This is a genomic window from Acetobacter nitrogenifigens DSM 23921 = NBRC 105050, assembly GCF_000429165.1.
Classification (GTDB): domain Bacteria; phylum Pseudomonadota; class Alphaproteobacteria; order Acetobacterales; family Acetobacteraceae; genus Acetobacter; species Acetobacter nitrogenifigens.
The window spans coordinates 20,388-42,566 of the sequence record NZ_AUBI01000011.1 but is presented as its reverse complement, the minus strand read 5'-3'; the positions used below and the strand labels follow the sequence as shown (position 1 = coordinate 42,566).

Here is a 22,179-nt window from a genome sequence, read left to right as displayed (position 1 = left end):
AGCTGATTACCTGTGAAGCGTGTCGAGGGCCATATTCAGTTGGAGCACATTGACATGCGGTTCGCCCAGCCACCCCATCAGCGGACTTTGGATCAGGTTTTCCACAAGTTGATGGACTTCCGATTCCGGAAGGCGACGCGCCTGTGCGACGCGCCTGACCTGAAAGAACGCCGCGTCCGGCGAGATATCCGGATCAAGGCCGCTCGCCGACGTCGTGACAAGATCCATGGGAATATGTTCTCCCGCCGCCACGGCCTCAGGGTTTTCGGCCTTGAGTTGCGCAACCGCCGCCGCCACGCGCTCCACGAGAGCTCTGGACGTGGGCGAGGCGTTGGACCCGACTGAGGCGGCCGCATTGTAGGGAACCTCGATCGTTTTCGACGCGTCCGCCGGATCCGATCCCATGGTGGCCGAAGGGCGTCCGTGAAAATATCCGGGGCTGGAGAAATTCTGTCCGATCAGGACGGAGCCGACCGTCTTGCCCTCCGATCGGATCAGGCTCCCTCCTGCCTGTTGCGGAAACAACAGCCCTGCAAGTCCGGTCATGCCCAGTGGGTAGACGAGACCGGTCAGCACGGACAGCAGCAGGAAAATCGTCAACGCTGGGCGCATCTGGCGCATGATCGCCATGATGGCCTCCTCAGGCCAGACCGATGCTCGTGACGAGCATGTCTATGAGTTTGATCCCGATGAAGGGGACGACGAGGCCTCCGAGGCCATAGACGAGAAGGTTGCGACGCAGCAGCACGGCGGCGCCGACCGGGCGATAGCGCACGCCCTTCAGCGCAAGCGGAATCAGCGCGATGATGATCAGCGCATTGAAAATGATAGCCGACAGGATCGCGCTTTCCGGCGTCGCAAGCCGCATGACGTTCAGCGCGGACAGCGCAGGATAAAAACCGACGAACATCGCTGGAATGATCGCAAAATACTTCGCCACGTCGTTCGCGATCGAAAAGGTGGTCAGCGCGCCGCGGGTCATGAGCAATTGCTTGCCGATGCCCACGATCTCGATAAGCTTCGTCGGGTCGCTGTCGAGGTCGACCATATTGCCCGCTTCCCGCGCCGCCACCGTTCCGGTGTTCATGGCCACGCCGACATCCGCCTGCGCCAGCGCGGGCGCGTCGTTCGTTCCGTCCCCGCACATCGCGACGAGCTTGCCCAGCCCCTGCTCCTTGCGGATCAGCGCGAGTTTCGCCTCCGGCGTCGCCTGGGCGAGAAAGTCGTCGACCCCGCTTTCCGCCGCGATCGCCGCCGCCGTCAACGGATTGTCGCCGGTGATCATCACCGTGCGGATTCCCATGCGCCGCAGTTCCGCGAAACGCTCCCGAATGCCGCCCTTCACCACGTCCTTCAGATGCACGACGCCCATCAGCCGCCCGTCATCGACGACGGCCAGCGGCGTGCCGCCCTGTCGCGCGACGCCATCCGCGATCTCCCGGATATGATCGGCCGACGCGCCATGCTTGCCCAGAGCGGCGATGATGCTGTCCACCGCGCCCTTGCGAATCTGACGCCCGCCGACGTCGACGCCGCTCATACGGGTCTGCGCCGTGAAGGGAACGAAACGAGCGCCGAGCGCGGTCATATCCCGCCCCCGGATGCCGAAACGCTCCTTCGCCAGCACGACGACGGAACGACCTTCCGGGGTTTCGTCCGCCAGGGAGGCGAGTTGGGCCGCATCGGCCAGTTCCTGCTCCGACACGCCCGCCACGGGCAAAAATGCGGACGCCTGACGATCCCCGATCGTGATCGTACCCGTCTTGTCGAGAAGCAGCGTATCGACGTCTCCCGCCGCCTCCACTGCGCGTCCGGACATGGCGAGCACGTTGAAACGGATCAGCCTGTCCATGCCGGCAATGCCGATAGCCGACAGCAGAGCGCCGATAGTCGTCGGAATAAGCGTCACAAACAGCGCAACCAGGATCAGGACGGAAATATGGCCGCCTGCGTAGTTGACGAAGCTCGGGATCGTCGCGACGGCGAAAATGAAGATGAGCGTCATTCCCGCGAGCAGAATGGTCAGCGCGATCTCGTTGGGCGTCTTCTGGCGTTGGGCGCCTTCGACCAGTGAAATCATCCGGTCGAGAAAGGTTGAGCCCTGCGCTGCCGTGATTCGCACCACGATCCAATCCGAAAGCACCCGCGTGCCTCCGGTCACCGCCGAACGGTCGCCGCCGCTCTCCCGGATCACCGGCGCGGATTCTCCGGTGATCGCGGATTCGTCCACGGACGCTATTCCCTCGACCACCTCCCCATCACTCGGAATAAAATCCCCGGTCAGGACGAGAACCACATCTCCGACCGCGAGCGCTGGCGCCGGAACCTCTTCATAGCGGCACTGCGGCGTGAAATGACCTTCATCGTTTGCAATCAGGCGTTTGCCCCGCGTTTCCGTCCTTGCGCGACGCAGGCTGTCGGCCTGGGCCTTCCCCCGCCCCTCCGCCACCGCTTCAGCGAAGTTGGCGAACAGGAGTGTGAACCAGAGCCACAGATTGATCTGGATGGCGAAACCAGGGTGTGGCTCGCCGTCGAGAAGATCGCGTATCAGCAACACGGTCGTCAGAACCGTGACCACCTCGACGACGAACATGACGGGATTGCGCCACATAACGCGCGGGTCGAGTTTCCGAAAACTGTCCACGATGGCGGGACCCAGCAGTTCGGCACGGATCATACCGGCGTTCCCCCTGTGCCCGGCGGCTTGCCCGTGCTCGGAATCGGCCGGGAGGAGAGTAGGAGAAGTCATGGAAGGCGCTCCTTAGAACGCTGAGCCGTGGAGCATTTCGAGATGCTCGACGATTGGCCCCAGAGCGAGTGCAGGAAGAAAAGTCAGTCCGCCGACGATAAGAATCACGCCGGTTACGAGACCTATGAAAAGACCGTTGTCGGTCGGGAACGTCCCCGGCGTAGGCGCAGCTACTTTTTTCGCAGCCATGGCCCCTGCGATGGCCAGAACGGGCACGATGACGAAAAAGCGACCGATCATCATGCCGAGGCCAAGAGTCGCATTCCAGAAGGAGTTCGCCGTAAGCCCGGAGAACGCGCTTCCGTTATTCGCGGCGGCGGACGTGTAGGCATAGAGCGCCTCCGTGAAACCGTGCGGACCTGACGCTGAAAGAGCCGAGAGACCCGGTTTGACGACGACAGCCACCGCAGTGAAGCCGAGCATGACCAGCGGCAGACACAAAACCGCCAGCATGGTCATCTTGATTTCACGAGATTCTATCTTTTTCCCCAGATATTCCGGCGTCCGGCCGACCATCAGGCCCGCCATGAACACGGCGATGATGGCGAACAGGATAAAGCCGTAAAGACCGGCGCCCACGCCCCCGAAAATCACCTCTCCAAGCATCATGTTAATAAGAGGAACCATCCCTCCCAGCGGCAGGAAGCTTTCATGCATGGCGTTGACCGCGCCACAGGAAGCGTCGGTCGTGACCGTCGCGAAAAGAGCGGACGCAGCGACTCCAAAACGTGCTTCCTTCCCCTCCATATTCCCCAGCGATGGGTCCACGCCCAACGCAGTCAGCAGAGGATTGGCGTGCGCTTCGGACCAGTAGAGAATGCTGACGCCCACGAGGAAAAGCGCGGTCATGGCCGAAAAGATCGCCCATCCCTGCCTTTCCTTGCCGACCATGCGGCCGAACATATTCGTCAAACCAGCGCCTATCGCGAAAATGCAGAGCATCTGCACGAAGTTCGTCAAGGCGTTCGGATTTTCGAACGGGTGGGCGGAATTCGTATTGAAGAAGCCGCCGCCATTCGTGCCGAGCATCTTGATCGCTTCCTGCGAAGCGACGGGGCCGAGCGCGATCGTCTGACGCGCGCCTTCAAGCGTGAGCGCCTGCGCAGAACCCAGAAGCGTCTGCGGCACGCCCTGGACTACGAAAAACAGGGTCAGGATAACGCAGGCCGGCAACAGCACATAGAACGTCGCCCGAACCAGATCGACCCAGAAATTGCCGATGGCGGCCGCGCTTCGACGCGCGAAACCGCGAATGACAGCGGCTGCGATGGCGATTCCCGCCGCCGCAGAAACGAAGTTCTGTACGGTCAGAGCAAGCATCTGGCTGAGATGGCTCATGGTCGTCTCGCCGCTGTAACTCTGCCAGTTGGTGTTCGTCACAAAACTCATGGCCGTGTTGTAGGCAAGATCCGGAGCCACCGCGCTCATGCCTGTAGGATTCAGCGGAAGCTGCGCCTGCAGACGAAGCAGGGCGTACACGGCCAGAAAGCATAAAACCTTGAAGGCCAGGACTGCGAAAGCGTATTGCGACCAGGAGTGTTCCTCACGGGGACACACGCCTGCGAGGCGATAGAACACGCGCTCGATCGGCCCGAGGCCATACGCCAGAAAATGCCGCTCTCCCTCGAGGACACGTTTGAGATAACCGCCGAGCGGTCTCGTCATCGCAATGACGCAGATGAGGAAAGCCGCGATTGTCGCCCATCCGGAGATAGACATCGTCAGAATTTCTCCGGTCGCAGCAGAACGGCGATGACATAGGCCAGCAGGCCCAGCGTCACGCCACTCGCCAAGATAAGTTCGAACGTCATGTCAGATCCTTACGCAAACCGAGACGTAGCCCATGCACACGGCCAGACCGAGTGCGCCAAGCGCGAGGTAGAAGATATCCAGCATGAAAAAATGCTCCCTTCGACAGGAGCGCGATTATCCCGGCGAAGGGCATAGGGATGACAGAGGCAGCGCAATCGTCCCATATAGGAAACTTATATGAATTTAAGGAAAACCGCCGCCGCGTCAGAGTGTGGATCTTGGCGCCTGCGTTTCGCGCGTCGTAACTGCGGCACGGCCATCACGCACAGGAGAAGAGCCTGTGCGGCCGTCTGCGACATCTTCATCATGCGAGCATGTTTTATGGTAAAGCCTTTTCCTCCCACCAGAAACTGGCTCGGAAGACGATCAAAAACCGTTTTTTTGTCTATCGTATTTTCAGTTTTTTCTCGACAGGCGAACGCTGAAACCTCGAACTCTTGGCTTGACGCCATCACCTTCGCCGCCCAGATCGAAGGCGGAATAAACGCCAACCCGGCGCGGCCGGCCAACGGCGTAAATTTCGGGCAGTTTTTCGGCGACAAGGCCAACCAGCCGCAACTCGACCAGGTGACGCTGACGGTCGCGCGCGCCGTCGACACAACTTCGGCGAAATATGAAGTCGGTTTTCTCATACGCGGGCTCTACGGCGCGGACGGCAGATATTTCAATATTGCCGGGATCACCGACAGAGCCATAGCCAACCGCTATCAGTTCATCATTCCTCAAGCCCATCTGGACCTTCATTTCCCGTGGGCGACACGTCACGGACTCGATATGCAAGCCGGGATACTCGCGTCACCCATGGGCGTCGAAGCGCTCGACCCGTCATTGCGGCCATTCTACACGTTGTCCTATACCACCGAATATTCAACGCCGTTCGAGCACGTCGGGGCCATGTTTCAATGGCATCTGACCGACCATCTGGACGCGCTTTTCGGCGTCGACTCAGGCAATCAGGTCTCCTTCGGAAAAGGCGACAACAACAATGCGGCCGCAGGGTATTTTGGCCTCGCAATCAACGGTCTTGCTCAAGGAAAGCTTTCCCTCACCTACCTGGGCCGCGTCGGTCCCGAAAACGCCGTCCGGGCGCTGGGACCGAAAGCCGGATCAGATCAGCGTTTCTGGAACGACCTGAGCGCAAACTATAAAATCTCTGACAGGCTTTCCGCCACTGCGGAGTTCAACGTGCTGCACGATGAAGGATTGCGCGCCGACGCCTACAGTTTCGTCAGCTACCTCTCCTATCAGATCACTCCGTCTCTCACGCTTAATTATCGCGGTGAAATCTATCGGGACAACACCGGGCTGCTTGTCACATCCTTTATCGCAAATAACGCCTACATGCAGACGGTTCTCGGCAAGGCGACGAGCACGCAATCCGCCCCGCCCACGACATTCGGCGCGCTAACATTGGGGGCGGCATGGCGGCCGGCCCTGGGGCGTCATATCAAGCAATTCGCACTCCGGCCCGAGATCCGCTTCGATCGCTCGCTCAACGGCACTAAACCATTTAACGACCTGCGGAACACGGGACAGTTCACGTTTGGGCTCGACATCACGCTCGGGTTTTAAAAACTCTGAAAACAGACTCCTACACCACACGATTCACCGGAATTAATTCTTAATTTATGGAGACGTGGATGAAGTTTTTTTTGCTCTTTTGCCACCGACGGATGGAAACGATATTTTTTTCAACGCACCTTCATCCGAAGGAAGTTCCCTCGGTCCCGGAGCCACGTCATTCTCGCGAAGTATGAACGCGACGATCGCAGCATTGTCCGCCGGCTTGAGGCTTCCCGGTGCAAACAGCGGCATCGCCTTTGATATATAGTGGAACACTTTATCCAACGTCGTCCCTGACCAGTTGGAGATCAGTCGCCCTCGCAGGGACGGCGTGTCGAACGCCCCGTCGAGAGTCCCGCCATGGCACACCGCACAATTCTGCTTGTAAAGCGCAGCCCCGTGCTCGGCCTGCTCCGCAGTGTAGCTAACGGTGCCTGTCCGTTCAGCGCCTCTGACTTGCGGCGCGCACACTAATCCTCCCACCACGACGCAAGCTGACAGCAACACTCCGCGGCGGCGCAACGCGTTGAACGCCATCATCCACGCCTCGGAGAAAAACGTGAGAATAGACCTCCAATCGTCGTAACTGCGTTTTCTGCTTCTACCCGATCCGCGTGCTCGAAGCTGTTACCGACGCCGTCCATCTCGCCAAGTCCTGACGCATTGAACCCCTGAATCAAGATACCGTCGCTTTTAGACAGCGCCGATACGCCATTATACCGCACGCCGTACTTTACATCTGGCTGCGGCGGTAACCACGCAGTCTGCCCTCGCACAGGGATCAACGTCTTGTCACTCCACCAGTCGCGGGCAGCGAGACCGGGGCAATTGATGACCACTTTTTCCTTCAATCCTTTTAAATCGGCCGGCGTATGAAACTCCCGGATCACCACCTTGCCTCCTGCCTGATAAAATTCTGACAGCAGCAAATGCCCGTAACCGCCAAAATTGAAAATCATCACAGCTTCACGCTTGGCGTATGCAGCCGGAAACGGGTTGTCATGCCCCGCGATTACTTCGGCGGCCGGGATCACATCACGAATGCGGTCCGAATAATGCGCAAACTCCGACGCGGACCGCGGCATGCCGTTCGAGGCATAGTCGCCCGGCCCCGTAGAGGCGAACTCCTGTGTAGAACCAAACGGCTTATCCGAAAGAATGTAACTATCGCGGAATTCGATCGGATTCCCGGGCAGCCCCAGATAATCGCGATACGACTTCCAGGAATAGCGCGCCATCCGCTCCCACAGATCGCCAAACTCCGGCCCTGCCGGAGTGGTCAGAGCTATCCGGGAATCGGGCGTCCAGCTACCGTTGGCGCGCACCGAACGTGTATGCGGCAGCATATCTTTGGTATAGATCGTCACATCCAGCCCGGCTCGTTGAGCCACCAGAGCCGAAGTCAGCCCGACGATCCCGCAACCGATCACCGCCACCTGCCTGGGGAGAGCGGTCAACGCCTTACCGACCGCAATCTCTGCGGATCCCCAGGATAGCGACCAACCGCTCCCCCCATGCCCATAATTATGGACGACGAGTTTGTCACCGATCCGTTCCACGTCGAGACGGGGACCCATCGGTCGAAACGGGCGCAGACAGACCTTGATGTCAACGATCTGATCCACATGCGCACGGATGGGAACGAGAGGAGGAATAGTTCCTGGCAACGCCGTGCGTTCAGATTCGCCTGTCGCTTTCGCACCGGCCCCAGAGCCTGCAGGAAGCCCCGCGCCGGTCGGATCTGAAGCCAGAGCCCGCCCCGCAGCCAGACCGCCCAGCGCCAGGGAGCCTGCAAACACGTCTCTACGTCTCACGATATCGAATTTCCCCAGTGCACTTTCAACACCAAAACCCGTCATGTTGATCATTTCCGGCTTTACGCCGCTCGCCGATCATCAGTCAGGCAACCGCATACAGCACAAAAATATGGTGAATAGTCCGGTGCACGTTGCCCCGGTTAAGCGAGGCGACGACGACTGCCAATCCCACACATCATGCAGTCACCGGATGTCATTGTAAAGTCGCAACAAAAATCACACACCGCGATACGGATCGAGAGAAAGCCCCCAACACTGCAGGCAAGCAGAGAAACCCGGGTGCCCCCTGGGTTCAAGACCCACGTTTACGTCGCATCGAGTACTCTCCCACATATGTTTCACAGATTTTCTTCATTCGCCCAGTCAATCTCGCCTTCCATTTCGACATATAATTTCTATTTCGTAACATAATACTGCACACCGACCTCAGCAATAATATGTAAATCAATTTTTCGGACTCTTGATTACGTTTCCCTCATTACATTTCGAGGTTGAAACAAATTATGCCCTACAGACGGTATTTCCTGGCCGCTACGATCTGTGCAGCCGGTTTCGGCCAGAACGCGGACCTTGCCGCCGCTGCGACCGGCTCCGACAAAACCAGGACGTCCATCCATTCTCCCCGCACTAAAGCAACCCGAACAGCCAAGTCGCCAGCCATGTCGGCTGGCATTTCCTCTAGAACCGCCGCGCCTGCGTCAGCCGGACGCGTCGGATACCGGGCTTCAACCGACGCCGGCGAAGCGGTGATCGTAACAGGTACGCACTCCAGCAACAGACATGCACGAGACAGTTCGAGCCCCGTCACTGTAGTAACCGCCGCGACGCTACGCCGGTCTGGGCAGATGAATCTCGCGGACGCGCTTGCCCGCACCTATCCATCGATCAACATCATGGCCAAGGGAAGCGACACAGCGGCCCTGACTTCATCAATTCGGATGCGAGGACTCAATCCGAACGAAGTGTTAGTGTTGGTGGACGGAAAGCGTCGCCACACAACCGCCAACGTCGTCCAGAACAGCGGTCCGCAATTCGGCTCCAGTCCGGTGGATCTCAACATGATTCCCGCCAACGCTATCGACCACATAGAAGTGCTCGAAGATGGCGCCGCTGCGATGTACGGGTCGGACGCCATCGCAGGCGTCGTGAACATCATCACCAAGAAGCAGGATCACGGGCTGAATATGAGCGCCCAGACCGGCGCGAACGCTTACAACGGCGATGGCTGGCAGTATCAGATTGACATAGATGGCGGGCTGAAGCTCGGCAAGGACGGGTACCTGCATCTGAGCGGGCAGATGTACCATACGGATCACATGATCCCGTTTGTCCGCGATCACCGGCTTATCGGCAGTTGGCCAAAGAACGCTTATACCGTCGGCTACTACACAGGCGTGGTCGCCAATGCGAAGTCAGTCCCGGTCAACTCGAACCAAATCACCAGCACGCCTGAAGAAACACGCGAAAATCTGGGAATCGACTGGGGAAAACCCATCACGGACGGGATCAATTTCTATGGCCTGATCACCTATGCCCATCGGCATGCAGAAGCTATCCAGAACTATCGCATCCCGACGATCGCGCCGACTATCTGGCCGAACGGGTTCTCTCCCATCGAAACTATTGAGGAAAACGACTACTCCGCTACGTTGGGCCTGAAAGGGGACAATTTCCTCGGCTTCAATTGGGATCTCAGCACAACATACGGCGCCGATGAGGACCGTATCTATAACAAGAATACCGCTATCCCCGGCATGCTCGCCTCCACCTGTTCGACGAACCCGTCCAGTGGATACTACTCCGCGTGGGGATGCGGCTGGTCACCTACCAAAGTGCGCGCCGAAACATATCGTTTCGGCCAATGGACGAACAACGCCGATTTTCGACGGCGCATCAACATCGCTCATACCGTACCGATGGTTTTGGCCTTTGGCGCCGAACATCGCCTGGAAACCTACGATATTACGGCTGGCGATCCGCCTTCCTATCAGGTCGGCGGCGCACAAGGTTACGCCGGGCTTGGTCCACAGAGCGCAGGCTCATGGAGCCGAGATATCTGGGCTGGCTACGTCGACGGCGACTTCCATTTCACGAAGAAGTGGGACGTCGATTTGGCCGGGCGGTTCGAGCATTATACGGATGTCGGCAACACCGAGAACGGCAAGATCTCCACACGTTATGACTTCACCCACCGCATCGCGATCCGCGGCACCATCGCCACCGGTTTTCGCGCGCCTACGATGATGGAGCAGCATTATAGCGCCATGAGCGTCTCGCCCACGGCCGCCTCCGGCCTCCTGCCAGTGAGTTCGGAAGCCGCGAGAATCCTCGGCGCGTCGCCATTAAAGCCTGAACGCTCGCTCAGCGAGAGCGGAGGCGTCGTGGTAGAGCCAATAGATGGCCTTCATGTCGAAGCTGATGTCTACCAGATCAATTTACGTGACCGCATTGTGCAGGGCGGCACGACCAAAGGCGCCCTGGCGCAGCAGGCAATCGAAGCCATGGGTTACACTCTGCCGACCAGCAGCCTCGATTTGAACAGTGTCTCGGCTTACTATTTTTCTAATGGCGCCAGCACGCGGACCCAGGGCCTTGATATCAAGGCCGACTACACGTTTCATCTCCATAAATACGGCACATTGGCGTTATCCATGGGTCTGGATCTCAACCGCACGCGCCTGCATCATAATGGACGATCCAGTACCGGCAGCCCGCTACTGAACGCGCAAACGATCGGTTACCTCACAACCGCCTCTCCGCGCAGCAAGATCATTCTGAACGCGTTCTACACCGTAGGTTCCTGGGACGTGAACGTTCGCCAGACTCGTTACGGCGAAACGACCGACATGATGACCTATTCGGACTGGACCGACACGACGCTCACATGTTCAACGGGCGGTAGTCTACGTGCGTCGAACTCCTGCTTCTATGCTTTCAAAAATACGCCGCTTTGGTTGACAGATCTGGAAGTCGGTTATCGTCTTAACCGAGTCTGGCACTTCGCGGTCGGCGCAAACGATATCTTCAACGTTCGCCCACGAAAATTGCCGGAATTTGTCAGAAGCACTGGCGCTCTTTACGACACCAACGGCCAGGTTCCGATAAACGGCGGATATTACTACGGACGCATCAACGCGTCGTTTTGAAGTATAATTTCCACTACGTCGACGGCGGCATAAGCGCCTTGACCGACCGCTATTGAGGTTCGCCACATGGTGCCGCTGTCTCGACGCATCGGTCAATGAGTCTGGTCGAGATTCCCTTTATCATTCACAAAATTTCTGCAAACATGATATATGAATTATCGTGATAAATTAGGGAATTTCAACGTCGCAAAAACACCCGCACGGAGTCGAATTGCCTGAAGACAGACAGATCGATTCATACCATCGAAGGTTACGGCACATCCGGCAGAAATTATACTTCATGCCGCACAACAACGAATACATCAAATTTTAATTTAGAAACAATATAGGATGAACGCTTAAATTACCAAAATCCCGATACCTCGACAATCACTTCAGACGAAATAAACGCGAATTGTTTATAGGTGTGATTACACATCCGAACTGCGCATCGCGGATCTCAAAACGAGCGAGTCTACCATGTCTATTACGTGCCTAGATGTTATAGAGCGCGTGCACTCGAATTGTCGATCAGTGCCGGCATGTCGAGGACAAAATAAAAAATCGTTATGCACAAAGGGGTATCTTATGTCATGCCAACAGCTATTACAAACATGAGTACTAAAAACGCGATATGGCGTAAAAAACTCATTTAAAGGATGCGTAAAACCAGAAATTAAAACAACAGGAATTTCCGCCGCCCACGCCAACCAGGATAATCCGCTCGACAGACCGACAAAAAACTCAGCATGCTTTAACCATCGAGCGCGCTCAATCAAGGGACGTTGCCCCGTCTCGTCTTCAACTCCATGCGGGATGTGGTTCCAGTGCATGCCCTGTCCATAGACAGGGTCCTTGTCTATGCAGATTACGCGGTAACCGATCCCCTTCAGATAATCGACGACCTCAAGCCAGCCAAGCGGATTATTCCAGTACTTACATTGCGTGCTGGCCTGACACGCAATCACGACATATGGTTCAGCAATTGGCCTCTCGTCATCGATCAGCAATTTGGGCGGCTCCTCCACAGGAGGCACCCCAAGAATGTAAGCCGCGGTCTTATGAAGACCGACCATACGAAAATCTGCAGGCTGCCAGGAGTTGTCTTCGTCTCCGAAGAAAAGACCTATATAATAAGTCGCATAGAACTCCGCGGCGAAATTATCGAACTCGTCCTGAACGAGAAATCTGATCTCCTTATACGAAGGCTCCAGAAGTTCCTTCATATGAGGTGAAAGCATGACTGAAACGTCGCACGAGTGTTTCCGGGCAAAATGGACGACATATGGAAACCACGCGATAGTATCGCCCACGGTGCCCCCGGGAAGAATTACCGCCACTTTCTGATTTCGTGCATCGTAAGAATGCTCGAAGACCATTTTTCCGTCTTTGAACGCCTCTATTTTGGCGTTAAGAAAATGCTGTTTTCGGCTTTGAAAAAGACAAGACTCACCTTCGCCGTCAAATATGACGACCTCAGCGTCAATATCCGTCAGACGCACTCTCCACTTTCCCTCCGGAACGAGAACACGAATGCCCTGATTGAAATCGAAGCGAATACCCTCAGAACCATATTGTGTCGGAATTGACGCCGGTGGGGGAAAATTCGGGCGTTCGGCTTTTGCAGTTGTCGCCAGTGAGGTCACAACCAATGGCTCCGGCGGCGCTACCGCAGTCGCTGCACGCTCCGCACCTCCCTTACCAGCGTCCATAATCGTCTTGAAGATATCCAACGCGCCAGTTTCGCTCATGACGTCGCCTTTCTAAACTCTGGAATAGTTTTTATTGTTTCGATGACTTGATTGGGAGAAATTCCCCTCGTGCACTCGAATCTCCGATCTGTATTCCCCAACCGCGGGCACCAAAAAAAGTCGGTCACATCCAATTGGCACCGGACATCATTGGAACATCCATTACAAACATTCCAATTCAAGATGCGATAGGGCGTTTCGAATTCATTATACGGCGCCGTAAAACCGCTTATCATAACAACCGGTGTTTCCGACGCCCACGCCAGCCACGACAAACCACTCGAAAGGCCAATAAAAAAATCTGCGTGTTTTAACCATCGGGCGCGTTCACTTAAAGGCGCCGGACCTGTCAAATCTTCAACTCCGTGAGGAAGATAATTCCAGATTGTCCCCCGTCCGTTAACCCTCTCCCTGTCGATGCAAAATACACGATATCCGGATTTTTTTAGAAACTGGATCACCGCACGCCACGCGACAGGATTGTTCCAGTACTTGGCCTGCGACGTCGCCTGCGTCGCGATGCAGACATAAGGTTCCGCGACGGGACGGCCACCCTCTTGAATCTTTACGGTCGGCCGACGAGAAATTATAGGCAACCCCAATATGAGCGCCGCATTTTTTTCAAGGCCAACTGCGCGGTAATCAATCGGCGTGTGATTTTTTTCTGAGTCATTGTAAAAAATAAGCACGTTATACGAAGCGTAATACCCACCCCCCGCCTCTTCATCCGAAGACACCAAACGAATATCCGGGTATTCAGTCTGTAGCAATTCCAATAGATCAGGACGAATCACACAAGTGAGCGCACATTTATGTCGGCGTTGAAATTCGGCTACATGCCCCAACCAGGCGAGATGATCGCCAATTCCGCCCTGGCGCATCCTGATCAAGACGGGCCGCCCCTCAAGATTCATCTCATGTGAGAAAATGAGTTTGCCATTTTTTTTGATTTCTATTTCGAATTTCAAATAATAACGCTTCGCGCTTTGTACGACGCCCTGCGCAACAGGCGAAGAAAACAAAACAGATTTCGTATCCATGTCTCGGAGAGTCACATGCCAGTCGCCTGGCGGCAACGACAGCCTGCAACCGTCATTGAAGTCGAAGTGTAACCCCTCAGGCCCTTTGTTCGTCAGGAAGGAACCGTCACTCTCACTCTTCTGCGTGATTATTTTGGGAGATAACGTTTCCTGACTCATGCTCAAATTTTGTCCTCCGAAATTTGCAATATACGGACTTTTGCCGAGCCGGATGCGATATAGAAATATTGGGATATTGCTGAAATGCTACCCCGCAAAAGCTCGTCTCTGGTCTCGGTCATACGGACCTTTCCACTCGGCGTTTTCAAAACAGCGCCCACTTTAAGAAAAATGCACCTGCATCCCTTAACCGGATAAATGGCGCAAAGCGCCTCCCCAATCGCGCGCCCTAAAATCTCCGGCTCCAACAACGGAACGGCGGCCGACTCGGCGGCGATCACCAGATGCGGTTGATCGTCGATAGTCTCCACGAATACCACCGTGGAAAACAGGCGGATATCATTCTGAAAAGATTCAAGACACGCTATTACGTCTTCAGGTTCGTAAGCTTTCCCTTCGATGATGATCCGACCATCCTGTCGACCAGTAACGTATAGCGCGCCATCCAGGATAAATCCGCTATCGCCCGTCCTTAAATATGGTGTCGTGGTTCCTGGAACGTACGCTGCGAAGACAGTCGTGTTCTCAAATGGCCTGTTAACATAGCCGAGACCAACCCCCGGGCCACTGACACGGATCTCGCCAATGCTTCCCTCTGGAAGCACGGCCTCGGTGTTCTCTTCCGTGATACAGACGTGAACATCAGTCGGTGCAACTCCACATGAAACCAGAAGTCTCGCGTCATGAACGTCGGAAGGCTCTTTCGCCCGCCCATCAGCTAGATTTGTTCGAGAAAAACTTTGAAATTCAATGCCCTTTCCTCGACTTGAGGCCGTCACCAGCAATGTCGCCTCAGCAAGTCCATAACACGCAAAAAATGCGCTCGCTTTAAATCCATATCGCGAAAATTTTGAAGAAAAATTCGCTACTGTCTCTGGATGTATATACTCCGCGCCATTGAACGCCACCTCCCATGACGACAAGTCGAGATCATGGAACTCCGACGAGGAGTTCAAACGCGCGCACATGCCATAAGCGAAATTCGGCCCACCAGACAACGTCGCCCGATAGCGGCTAATTGCACGGAGCCATCTTATCGGACTTTCCACTACATGTTCGGGGGAAAGAAGAACGCATCGCCCGCCCGCCGCCAATGTCATAAGGGCGCCGCCGATCAGTCCCATGTCGTGCGAGAGAGGCAGCCAGTTAACGCCACAATCTCCCCGCCGGTACCCGAACGTCTCGGCCTGACGAAACAGATTATGCACGATATTTCTGTGAGAGAGCATAACGCCTCGCGGCGTCCGTGTTGACCCGGACGTGTATTGAATCAATGCGAGATCATCATGCGATGGAACGATATAGAGGTCTTCGCCAGAGCGGATTTTATCAGTCGGTATCCACAACAATCGCTCACAACCAGATATATCTGGACATACAGGCTGAAATTCTGCGAGCACCGAGCGATTACCTATCACTGCCTTTGCCTGGCAATCATCTCTAATCGCTAAAAATCGATCACGTGCGCCGAATGCTTTCGGATATACGCCCGAAACTGGCGTTAAGCCCGCACTCAGACACCCGAGTAGGCCACGAATGTAATCAAGGCTGTTTTCGTATAGAAGAATCACGCGCGCGCCATGTGGCAGCAAACGCCTCAACCACCCTGCCATTGCCCGCGATCCGACCGCCAGCTGCTCAGCCGTCGCAGAATCCGTTTCATTTTCTCCATCGCCCAGCAGTGTATAGAGCTGCAAATCGGGCGACACATGCGCGTAATAAGAGAGCGCATGAATAATCGTGTTCGACCGCCAGTCCAGTATCTCCTCACCCTGCGCCGACGTTACGGTCTGAAAAGTCTGGTTCATGGTAAACGTGACGCCTGCCCAACAGAAATCTTATTTAACAAAAATTCCGACATTTTTTGTATTGTCTCATCTCGCGCCAACACAAGAATCGATATCTCCACACCGAATTCGAGTCTAAACGCTGTCTGCAATTCGACCCCGGCAAGGGAGTCGATCCCCAACTCCGATAACCTTGCCCTTTCGTCTATTGCGCTTACGTTCAGATGCAAAGTCTGCGCGATCAATGCTTTCACGTTGTCCACGACGTAAGGCAGGCGCTGTTCATCTGGCAACGCCAAAAGCTCGACTAACCGCTCACCGTTCGCTGAACCGCGCTCCAGAACTGTCCGAACCTGGGAGAAACGCGCAAGCGACTCTCCGCCGGGCGCCACTTTGACCCATTGATTCCAATTTATCTTCGCGCACGCTACGTTCGGAATTTCCAGCTTCAACATATCTGGCAGCGCACTAAGCGCATGCGGCGCCGAGACGGCCTCGATGCCCGCGATTTCCAGTGAGCGTGCGGCTGCAGGGTTGCGGGTCAACATTCCGACGTCTGCGACTGCGCCCCAATCCACCGCAATCGCAGCCTCGCCTGCATTCCAACGATTGACCGCCACGGCCTCCAGCACGGCGTTTGCGCCTATATAAGCAGCTTGCCCAACGTTCCCAAGAAGTGTTGTCACGGAACTGTAGAGAACGAAATAATCCAGCGCCAAGCCGCGCGTCAGACGATCCAGAACCAGCGCGCCTTCCGCTTTTGGCCTCATGACCCGGCCCACGCTCTCTTCGTCAAGATTATGAAGCAATGCATCTTCGAGAACTGCCGCACAATGGAAAACACCTCGCAATGGCGGCATTGTTCTTGTGATGTCGTTCAGAACTTCCTTCATTGCGTTTTCGTCTGCAACATCCGCCGCGACAGTCTGGACACTGATGCCCGACGCACCAAACGACGACCAATTCTGTTCAAAGCCGGCCTCATCGGCGCCGCGGCGGCCGAGCAAAACGAGGTTTTCTGCGCCTTGCTCCACCAACCACCGGGCCGTCATTAAACCGAAGCCGCTCAACCCACCTGTGACAAGGTAAGTCGCATCCGCTCGAACGCTTGGCTGTTGGCGAGGCAACGGCGCTGCCATCACGCCTGCCAATCGTGCGTAGTCCAGAATGACTTTTCCAATATGCTTCGTCGATGCAAGAAAACGAAAAGCTTCGGACGCCTCCGCCGGAGCAAACGCTCTGAACGGTAGAGGACGCGCCTTCCCACTCCCCAGCAACGAGGCCACTTCTGACAGCAAGGACCTTATAAGTGCAGGTCGCTCCACCATCATGCGGTCGAGATCCAAGGAGAAAAAAGAGAGATTTTCGTTAAACGGCGCAAGGGCCAGGCCGCGTCTTTCAAGAATATCTTTCTTACCGATCTCCACAAACCGCCCGTAAGGAGCCAGAGCGTTCAGACTTTCGATTTGCGCCTCGCCAGCCAGCGAGTTCAGGACGACGTCGACACCGCGCCCGTTCGTTTTTTCCCGCATGCCGTCCGCAAACGCCAGTGTGCGGGAACTCCACACGCCTTCACATCCAAGCCGACGAAGATATTCCCGTTTTTCGTCGGAGCCCGCAGTAGCGAACACCCGGGCGCCAATCCCGCGCGCAAGTTCTATCGCAGCGAGTCCGACGCCTCCGGTGCCCGCATGAATCAACACCGCCTCACCGGCCTCAAGCCGCGCCAGCCTCGTCAAGGCGTAGCACGCTGTCACATATGCGACCGGCAGGGTCGCGGCCTCGGAAGGCGAGCCCAACCCTTCAATCGGCAACGCAAAAATGTCAGCGGCGGACGCCGTGAAACAAGAGGAAAAACATCCGGGCCATGAAACGACGTAGCGCCGACCTGGCTCGAAATTATCTACCCCCTCGCCGATGGCGAGGACCTCCACACTCGCCTCCATCCCGAGACCATCGCTATGAAACGTGTTCTCCACGACGCTATGCGGCAACAGCCCCATGGCCTTCAGCACGTCCTTGAAGTTCAGCGACGCGGCAAGTGTTCTGAATTGAACCTGCCCCGGACCCGGGACGGGGCACACAAAACGTTCGTGGCGCAGGCGATCGAGACTGCCTGAGGACGACGCCGCAAGACGCACGCCAACGATTTCTCCATTGGTTGTCTCGTCGGCAGTAAACGGCGTGACGCCACGATCAGGAATGACGTCGCATCGGGACAGGCGTCCTACGGCGCGACGCCCCGGCCGCAATATAACGTCATCCTCGGTGTCTTCTTGAACCAGTTCAGCGCAGAGTTGGCGTAACACCGCATCGTCGGCATCCACCCCGACGTCGACAAACCGCACAGCAAGTTCCGGCCGTTCTGCCGCAAGAGCCCGCGCAAACCCACGGACGGCGGCCTGCCTTACATTTACAGGTTCGCCAGAACGCTGGTCAGGCGATACGGCTCCCTGGGTCACAAGGATGAAACGCGGTGAGGAGCCGGTCTCTGACCCACGAACCATGGCGTTCACGCACGACAGGAAACGCGAACCTCCCCATGTGTCAGGTTCTCGGTCCGAACAAACATAAAGCACTACGTCGCGAGATGAGCTCGGGGAGTTCGTGTGCCCGGAGGATGGTCCCTCCAGGTCGATCGGATTGGCCGTCATTCCCTGCCCGCGCATAATCCTGCTCAGGCGATCAAGGAAATCCATATCAAGGCAGCACGTTTGTACGTTCAGTGGCTCAGCAAGGACCGCCGACAATTCGCTGTCGATCCAGATCTGCCGATAGAAATGGCCCGCCGTATCACCGGCCGTAAGAAGCGCATGCATCTGCGGCACGGCGGTCGCAACAAATCCGCGAATCTCAGCCACGAGAGCGCCGTCTTCGGCGAAAATATTTATATCGCCTTCTATTCTGTTCGGAGCGCGTTTCGTGATCGTCGACCGCGCTATCAACGCAGCGTGTCGCCCTCCACGATAAACGATTCTCCGCGCGCCAGTCGGCACGAAAACGCGATCTTCGCTGATGCTATGCCCTGCGCCGATCAGCGTCTGAAAAGCGCCATCCAGCAAAGCGGGGTGCAGAAAATATTCGGAATCTCGTTGCTGTTCGGGCTCGGAAAGAACAAGGCGGGCAAACGCTGTGGCACTACCGACTTTCAGCTCGCGCACAACCTGAAACGCCGGCCCGTAGGACAGGCCTAGTTTTGCAATTCGTTCATAAAAGGCTTCGACAGAAACGTTGTGCATCGCGTCGTCGAGCGCACCTTCCTGGCCACGCAAAGAATCATCCCACGGCTGGCTAGACAACAGACGGAGGCCGCAATGCCGGACCCATTCACCTTCGCCGTCGTTCCCTGCTCGTGAGGAGACAGTCGCCGTCCTCGTTTCTGGATTGAACACCCACTCCAGTGTCGGCGGAGCAACGCCATCCAGTAGAAGCGCCTGGCAAATATCCAGATCTTCGAGAATGACACCGTTTGCAGCATCGAGTTGTCGATGGAGAGCAAGGGCCCCTTCTATAAATCCCGCCGCGGGAAACACGACGATGCCATCGACCGTGTGATCGCGAAGCCACGGCATATAATTGTGATTCACGTCAGCCGTCCAGCTCGGCTGCGCGCTCTCAGTTTGAAACATGCCTAAGACAGGGTGAACCGTGCCATCCAGCCGGTCTTGCCGAGATGCCTCAGTTTCGGCCCAAAAACGGGCGCGGGCCCACGGATAATGAGGAAGCGGCGTTCGGGAGCCGCCGGTCAATCGCGCCCAATCAAGCGACGCTCCGGCCATAAACAAGCGCGCCACGGTGCGCGCAAGAGCGGTCTCTTCTGGTTCCCTGCGACTTAGCGTCGGTATAATGTCAACAGAGTGATCAGCGGCGACTTCGCGCACCAGCGCACCCAGGACCGGATGTGCGCCGATTTCGACAAAAACCCGATAGCTATCGTCGAGAAGAGCCTGAACTGCGTTCTGAAATAGTACAGGACGCCGCATATTCGCATACCAATACCGCGCGTCGTGCCGATCGCCCTCGCGGTGCAGGGCGCCTGTCACTGTCGAATAAAGTGGGGTGATCGGATTGGCAGGCGAGAGAGACAGCAAGGATTTCTCAAAATCCTCCCTGATCTCCTCCATGAGATCGCTATGGTAAGGAACATCGACCTTCAAAATTCTATTGAAAATTTTTGATCGATCACAACTGACGGCCAACTCATCAAGAGCTTTGACGTCACCCGCAAGCGTGCAGGATTTGCTGCTGTTGAGCGCGGCCACGCAAACACGGCCAACATAATCTCCCAACAAACGCTCGGCCGCTTCTTCTCCCGACATACCCACAGCCAGCATGCCGCCACGTCCGACCAACCGGGCCTGCGTCTGGCTTCTGTGAAAGATGACTGTAACAGCGTCTTCTATGGAAAGCGCACCGGCGGCATAGCTGGCAGCGACCTCCCCCACGCTGTGTCCGACGATGGCGTCTGGTTCAATTCCGTAAAAACGAAACAGCTCTACCAGGGCGACCTGCACAAAAAAGATTGCAGGCTGCGCAACTACCGTTTCGTCAATTCGCGAAATCTCATCGGATTCACGAATCGCGTCCAGAATCGACCATCCAGCAAGACGTGCAAAACAGTCGTCGACTTGCACAAGCCTGTTAGACACGACCTCAGGGAGACCGACGAGAAACTGTCTGCCCATCCCCTTCCACTGTGCCCCCATACCGGAGAATACGAAAACAATTTTCTGTTCCGCCGGGTGCTGGCGCCGACCGACGATCACGTCACGACTGCCCGTCCCCAGCGCCAACTCGTTCAAACCCGACAGGAGATGCTCCCTATCGCGCCCCAGAATAACCGCCTGGTTTTGTAAACGCGTCCTGTGCATTGCAGAAGAAAAACAGATATCTTCCACAGACGCGTTTCCGTCGCTCAGAAGGTCAACGTACGATTGCGCAAGCGCCTTCAGGGGCGCTTCGCCCATTGCGCTAAGTGGAAGAATGAATCGGTCGGACGGTCTTGCGACCAATCTTCGCTCCGACGTAAACGTCTCATCACCATCGATCGGCGCGCGTAGCAGGGCCACCGCATTAGTGCCGCCATAGCCGAATGAATTTACGCCAGCATATAGAGCCCCGGATACACCGGACAATGGCGTCATACCGCCTCGAGATACAAGAACTCCAAGCTTTTCAAAAGGAATTGATGAATTCAGTGCGGATAGATTAGTCTGTGGCGGAGCAACGCCATAACGGAGGCACAAAAGCGCCTTTATGAGGCCAGCGACCCCGGCCGCAGCTTCCAGATGCCCAATATTGGCTTTAAGCGACCCGATCACCAGAGGCGCTTCACGCGGACGATGCGTTCCGATGGCGCTGCCCAAGGCGTTCACCTCGATCGGATCCCCAACAGGCGTGCCTGTCCCGTGCGCCTCCATATAACCGATCTGCGACAGATCGATCCCCGCCCTTTCCGCCACCGCACGGATCAGCGAACTTTGGGCGTCCTCGCTGGGCATGGTCAGCGATAGCGTGCGACCATCCTGGTTGACGCCCGAGCCTGCGATTATACCGTGGATGAAATCTCCGTCGCGGCGCGCATCCTCTAAACGCTTAAGTATGACAATGCCACATCCCTCACCGCGCCCGTATCCGTCTGCGTCGGCGGCGAAGCTCTTGCAGCGGCCATCCGGCGCCAGAAAGTGGCCCTTGGACATGGTGATCGCAGCAGGAGGGGCAACCATGAGATTAACACCCCCCGCAACAGCGACATCGCACTCACCAGCCAGCAGGCTCGCACAAGCCTGATGTATAGCCACGAGAGAAGATGAACACGCCGTGTCGATAGAGAGGCATGGTCCCTGCAAATCGAAAACGTGGGCAATGCGGGCCGCCAGCATCGTCGCCGATGCAGCGACCGCAGAAAAATGATCGTTGATTAAAAGGCGATTTAAAGGCGATCCGCAAAGAGCGAGCCAGTCGAGCGAAAAGGTCCCGATGAACACGCCCGTACGTTTCGGCCCTAACCTAGCCAGAACATGGCCGCCGTCCTCGAAAGCTTCCCATACGACTTCGAGAAGCAGCCGCTGCTGCGGATCCATGATCGCAGCCTCTCTCGGAGAAATTCCGAAGAAGAGCGGATCCATTTCATCTATTTTTTGATCGAGAAAGGCGCCACGATGCATGTAAGTCTTTTTAGGAACGCCGACGTCGGGATCATAGAAGCGTTTGTTGCTCCAGCGATCCGCAGGCACCTCGCTCGTCGCGTCAACTTGCATGCATAGCAGACGCCACAGCGCGTCAGGCGTATCGACGCCGCCGGGAAACCTGCACCCGATCCCAACGACCGCGATCTCTGCTTTAAACTCACTCATGAGAGTTAGGCTGACAGGTT

13 protein-coding genes are annotated in these 22,179 nt (G+C 56.4%); 2 read left to right on the top strand and 11 right to left on the bottom strand.

Going from position 1 to position 22,179, the window contains the following annotated elements; genetic code table 11:
* Positions 1-6: 6 nt before the first annotated feature.
* From kdpC to G442_RS22220, 4 genes are all read right to left on the bottom strand, one after another.
* Entirely contained in the window at positions 7-630 is a 624-nt protein-coding gene (kdpC, locus tag G442_RS0112785; protein ID WP_281285508.1) for a potassium-transporting ATPase subunit KdpC, read from the bottom strand.
* A gap of 10 nt (positions 631-640) precedes the next feature.
* Positions 641-2,677 (bottom strand): potassium-transporting ATPase subunit KdpB, encoded by a 2,037-nt coding sequence (kdpB, locus tag G442_RS0112780; RefSeq protein WP_026398306.1) that lies wholly within the window; start codon positions 2,675-2,677, stop codon positions 641-643.
* An 84-nt stretch (positions 2,678-2,761) separates the two neighbouring features.
* Complete coding sequence (gene kdpA, locus G442_RS0112775) at positions 2,762-4,468, bottom strand: potassium-transporting ATPase subunit KdpA (RefSeq protein WP_026398305.1); 1,707 nt, start codon at positions 4,466-4,468, stop codon at positions 2,762-2,764.
* A 2-nt stretch (positions 4,469-4,470) separates the two neighbouring features.
* The gene (locus G442_RS22220; protein WP_035376612.1) at positions 4,471-4,560 is read right to left on the bottom strand and encodes a potassium-transporting ATPase subunit F; all 90 of its coding nucleotides are present in this window, start codon (positions 4,558-4,560) and stop codon (positions 4,471-4,473) included.
* A 382-nt stretch (positions 4,561-4,942) separates the two neighbouring features.
* Here G442_RS22220 and G442_RS22215 point away from each other — a divergent pair, with 382 nt between their 5' ends.
* Complete coding sequence (locus tag G442_RS22215) at positions 4,943-6,133, top strand: outer membrane beta-barrel protein (protein ID WP_246789443.1); 1,191 nt, start codon at positions 4,943-4,945, stop codon at positions 6,131-6,133.
* 54 nt (positions 6,134-6,187) lie between these two features.
* On the opposite strand, the gene G442_RS22210 is transcribed toward G442_RS22215, so the two are convergent.
* From G442_RS22210 to G442_RS26175, 3 genes are all read right to left on the bottom strand, one after another.
* Positions 6,188-6,661, bottom strand: a complete 474-nt coding sequence (locus tag G442_RS22210) for a c-type cytochrome (protein ID WP_051292300.1) — start codon at positions 6,659-6,661, stop codon at positions 6,188-6,190.
* Positions 6,661-7,938: an FAD-dependent oxidoreductase gene (locus tag G442_RS0112745; protein ID WP_026398304.1), complete on the bottom strand. Its 1,278-nt coding sequence runs from the start codon at positions 7,936-7,938 to the stop codon at positions 6,661-6,663. Before G442_RS0112745 ends, G442_RS22210 begins: the two co-directional genes overlap by 1 nt.
* Positions 7,939-8,449: 511 nt before the next feature.
* Positions 8,450-8,749: a hypothetical protein gene (locus G442_RS26175; protein ID WP_246789442.1), complete on the bottom strand. Its 300-nt coding sequence runs from the start codon at positions 8,747-8,749 to the stop codon at positions 8,450-8,452.
* Here G442_RS26175 and G442_RS0112740 point away from each other — a divergent pair.
* Positions 8,688-11,087, top strand: a complete 2,400-nt coding sequence (locus tag G442_RS0112740) for a TonB-dependent receptor domain-containing protein (protein WP_026398303.1) — start codon at positions 8,688-8,690, stop codon at positions 11,085-11,087. The two genes, G442_RS26175 and G442_RS0112740, sit on opposite strands and share 62 nt — an antisense overlap.
* A gap of 410 nt (positions 11,088-11,497) precedes the next feature.
* On the opposite strand, the gene G442_RS0112735 is transcribed toward G442_RS0112740, so the two are convergent.
* Genes G442_RS0112735 through G442_RS0112720 form a run of 4 tightly spaced genes read right to left on the bottom strand, consistent with a single transcriptional unit; the run spans position 11,498 to position 22,159 of the window.
* Positions 11,498-12,817, bottom strand: a complete 1,320-nt coding sequence (locus tag G442_RS0112735; RefSeq protein ID WP_035376611.1) for an autotransporter strand-loop-strand O-heptosyltransferase — start codon at positions 12,815-12,817, stop codon at positions 11,498-11,500.
* A complete protein-coding gene (locus G442_RS0112730) occupies positions 12,814-14,016 on the bottom strand; it encodes an autotransporter strand-loop-strand O-heptosyltransferase (protein ID WP_084440579.1) in 1,203 nt (400 codons plus the stop codon). The genes G442_RS0112735 and G442_RS0112730 overlap by 4 nt, the downstream gene beginning before the upstream one ends.
* Before the next feature lie 2 nt (positions 14,017-14,018).
* Positions 14,019-15,824, bottom strand: a complete 1,806-nt coding sequence (locus G442_RS0112725) for a fatty acyl-AMP ligase (protein WP_026398300.1) — start codon at positions 15,822-15,824, stop codon at positions 14,019-14,021.
* Positions 15,821-22,159, bottom strand: coding sequence for a type I polyketide synthase (locus tag G442_RS0112720; protein WP_026398299.1), 6,339 nt, complete (start codon positions 22,157-22,159; stop codon positions 15,821-15,823). The genes G442_RS0112725 and G442_RS0112720 overlap by 4 nt, the downstream gene beginning before the upstream one ends.
* Positions 22,160-22,179 lie beyond the last annotated feature (20 nt).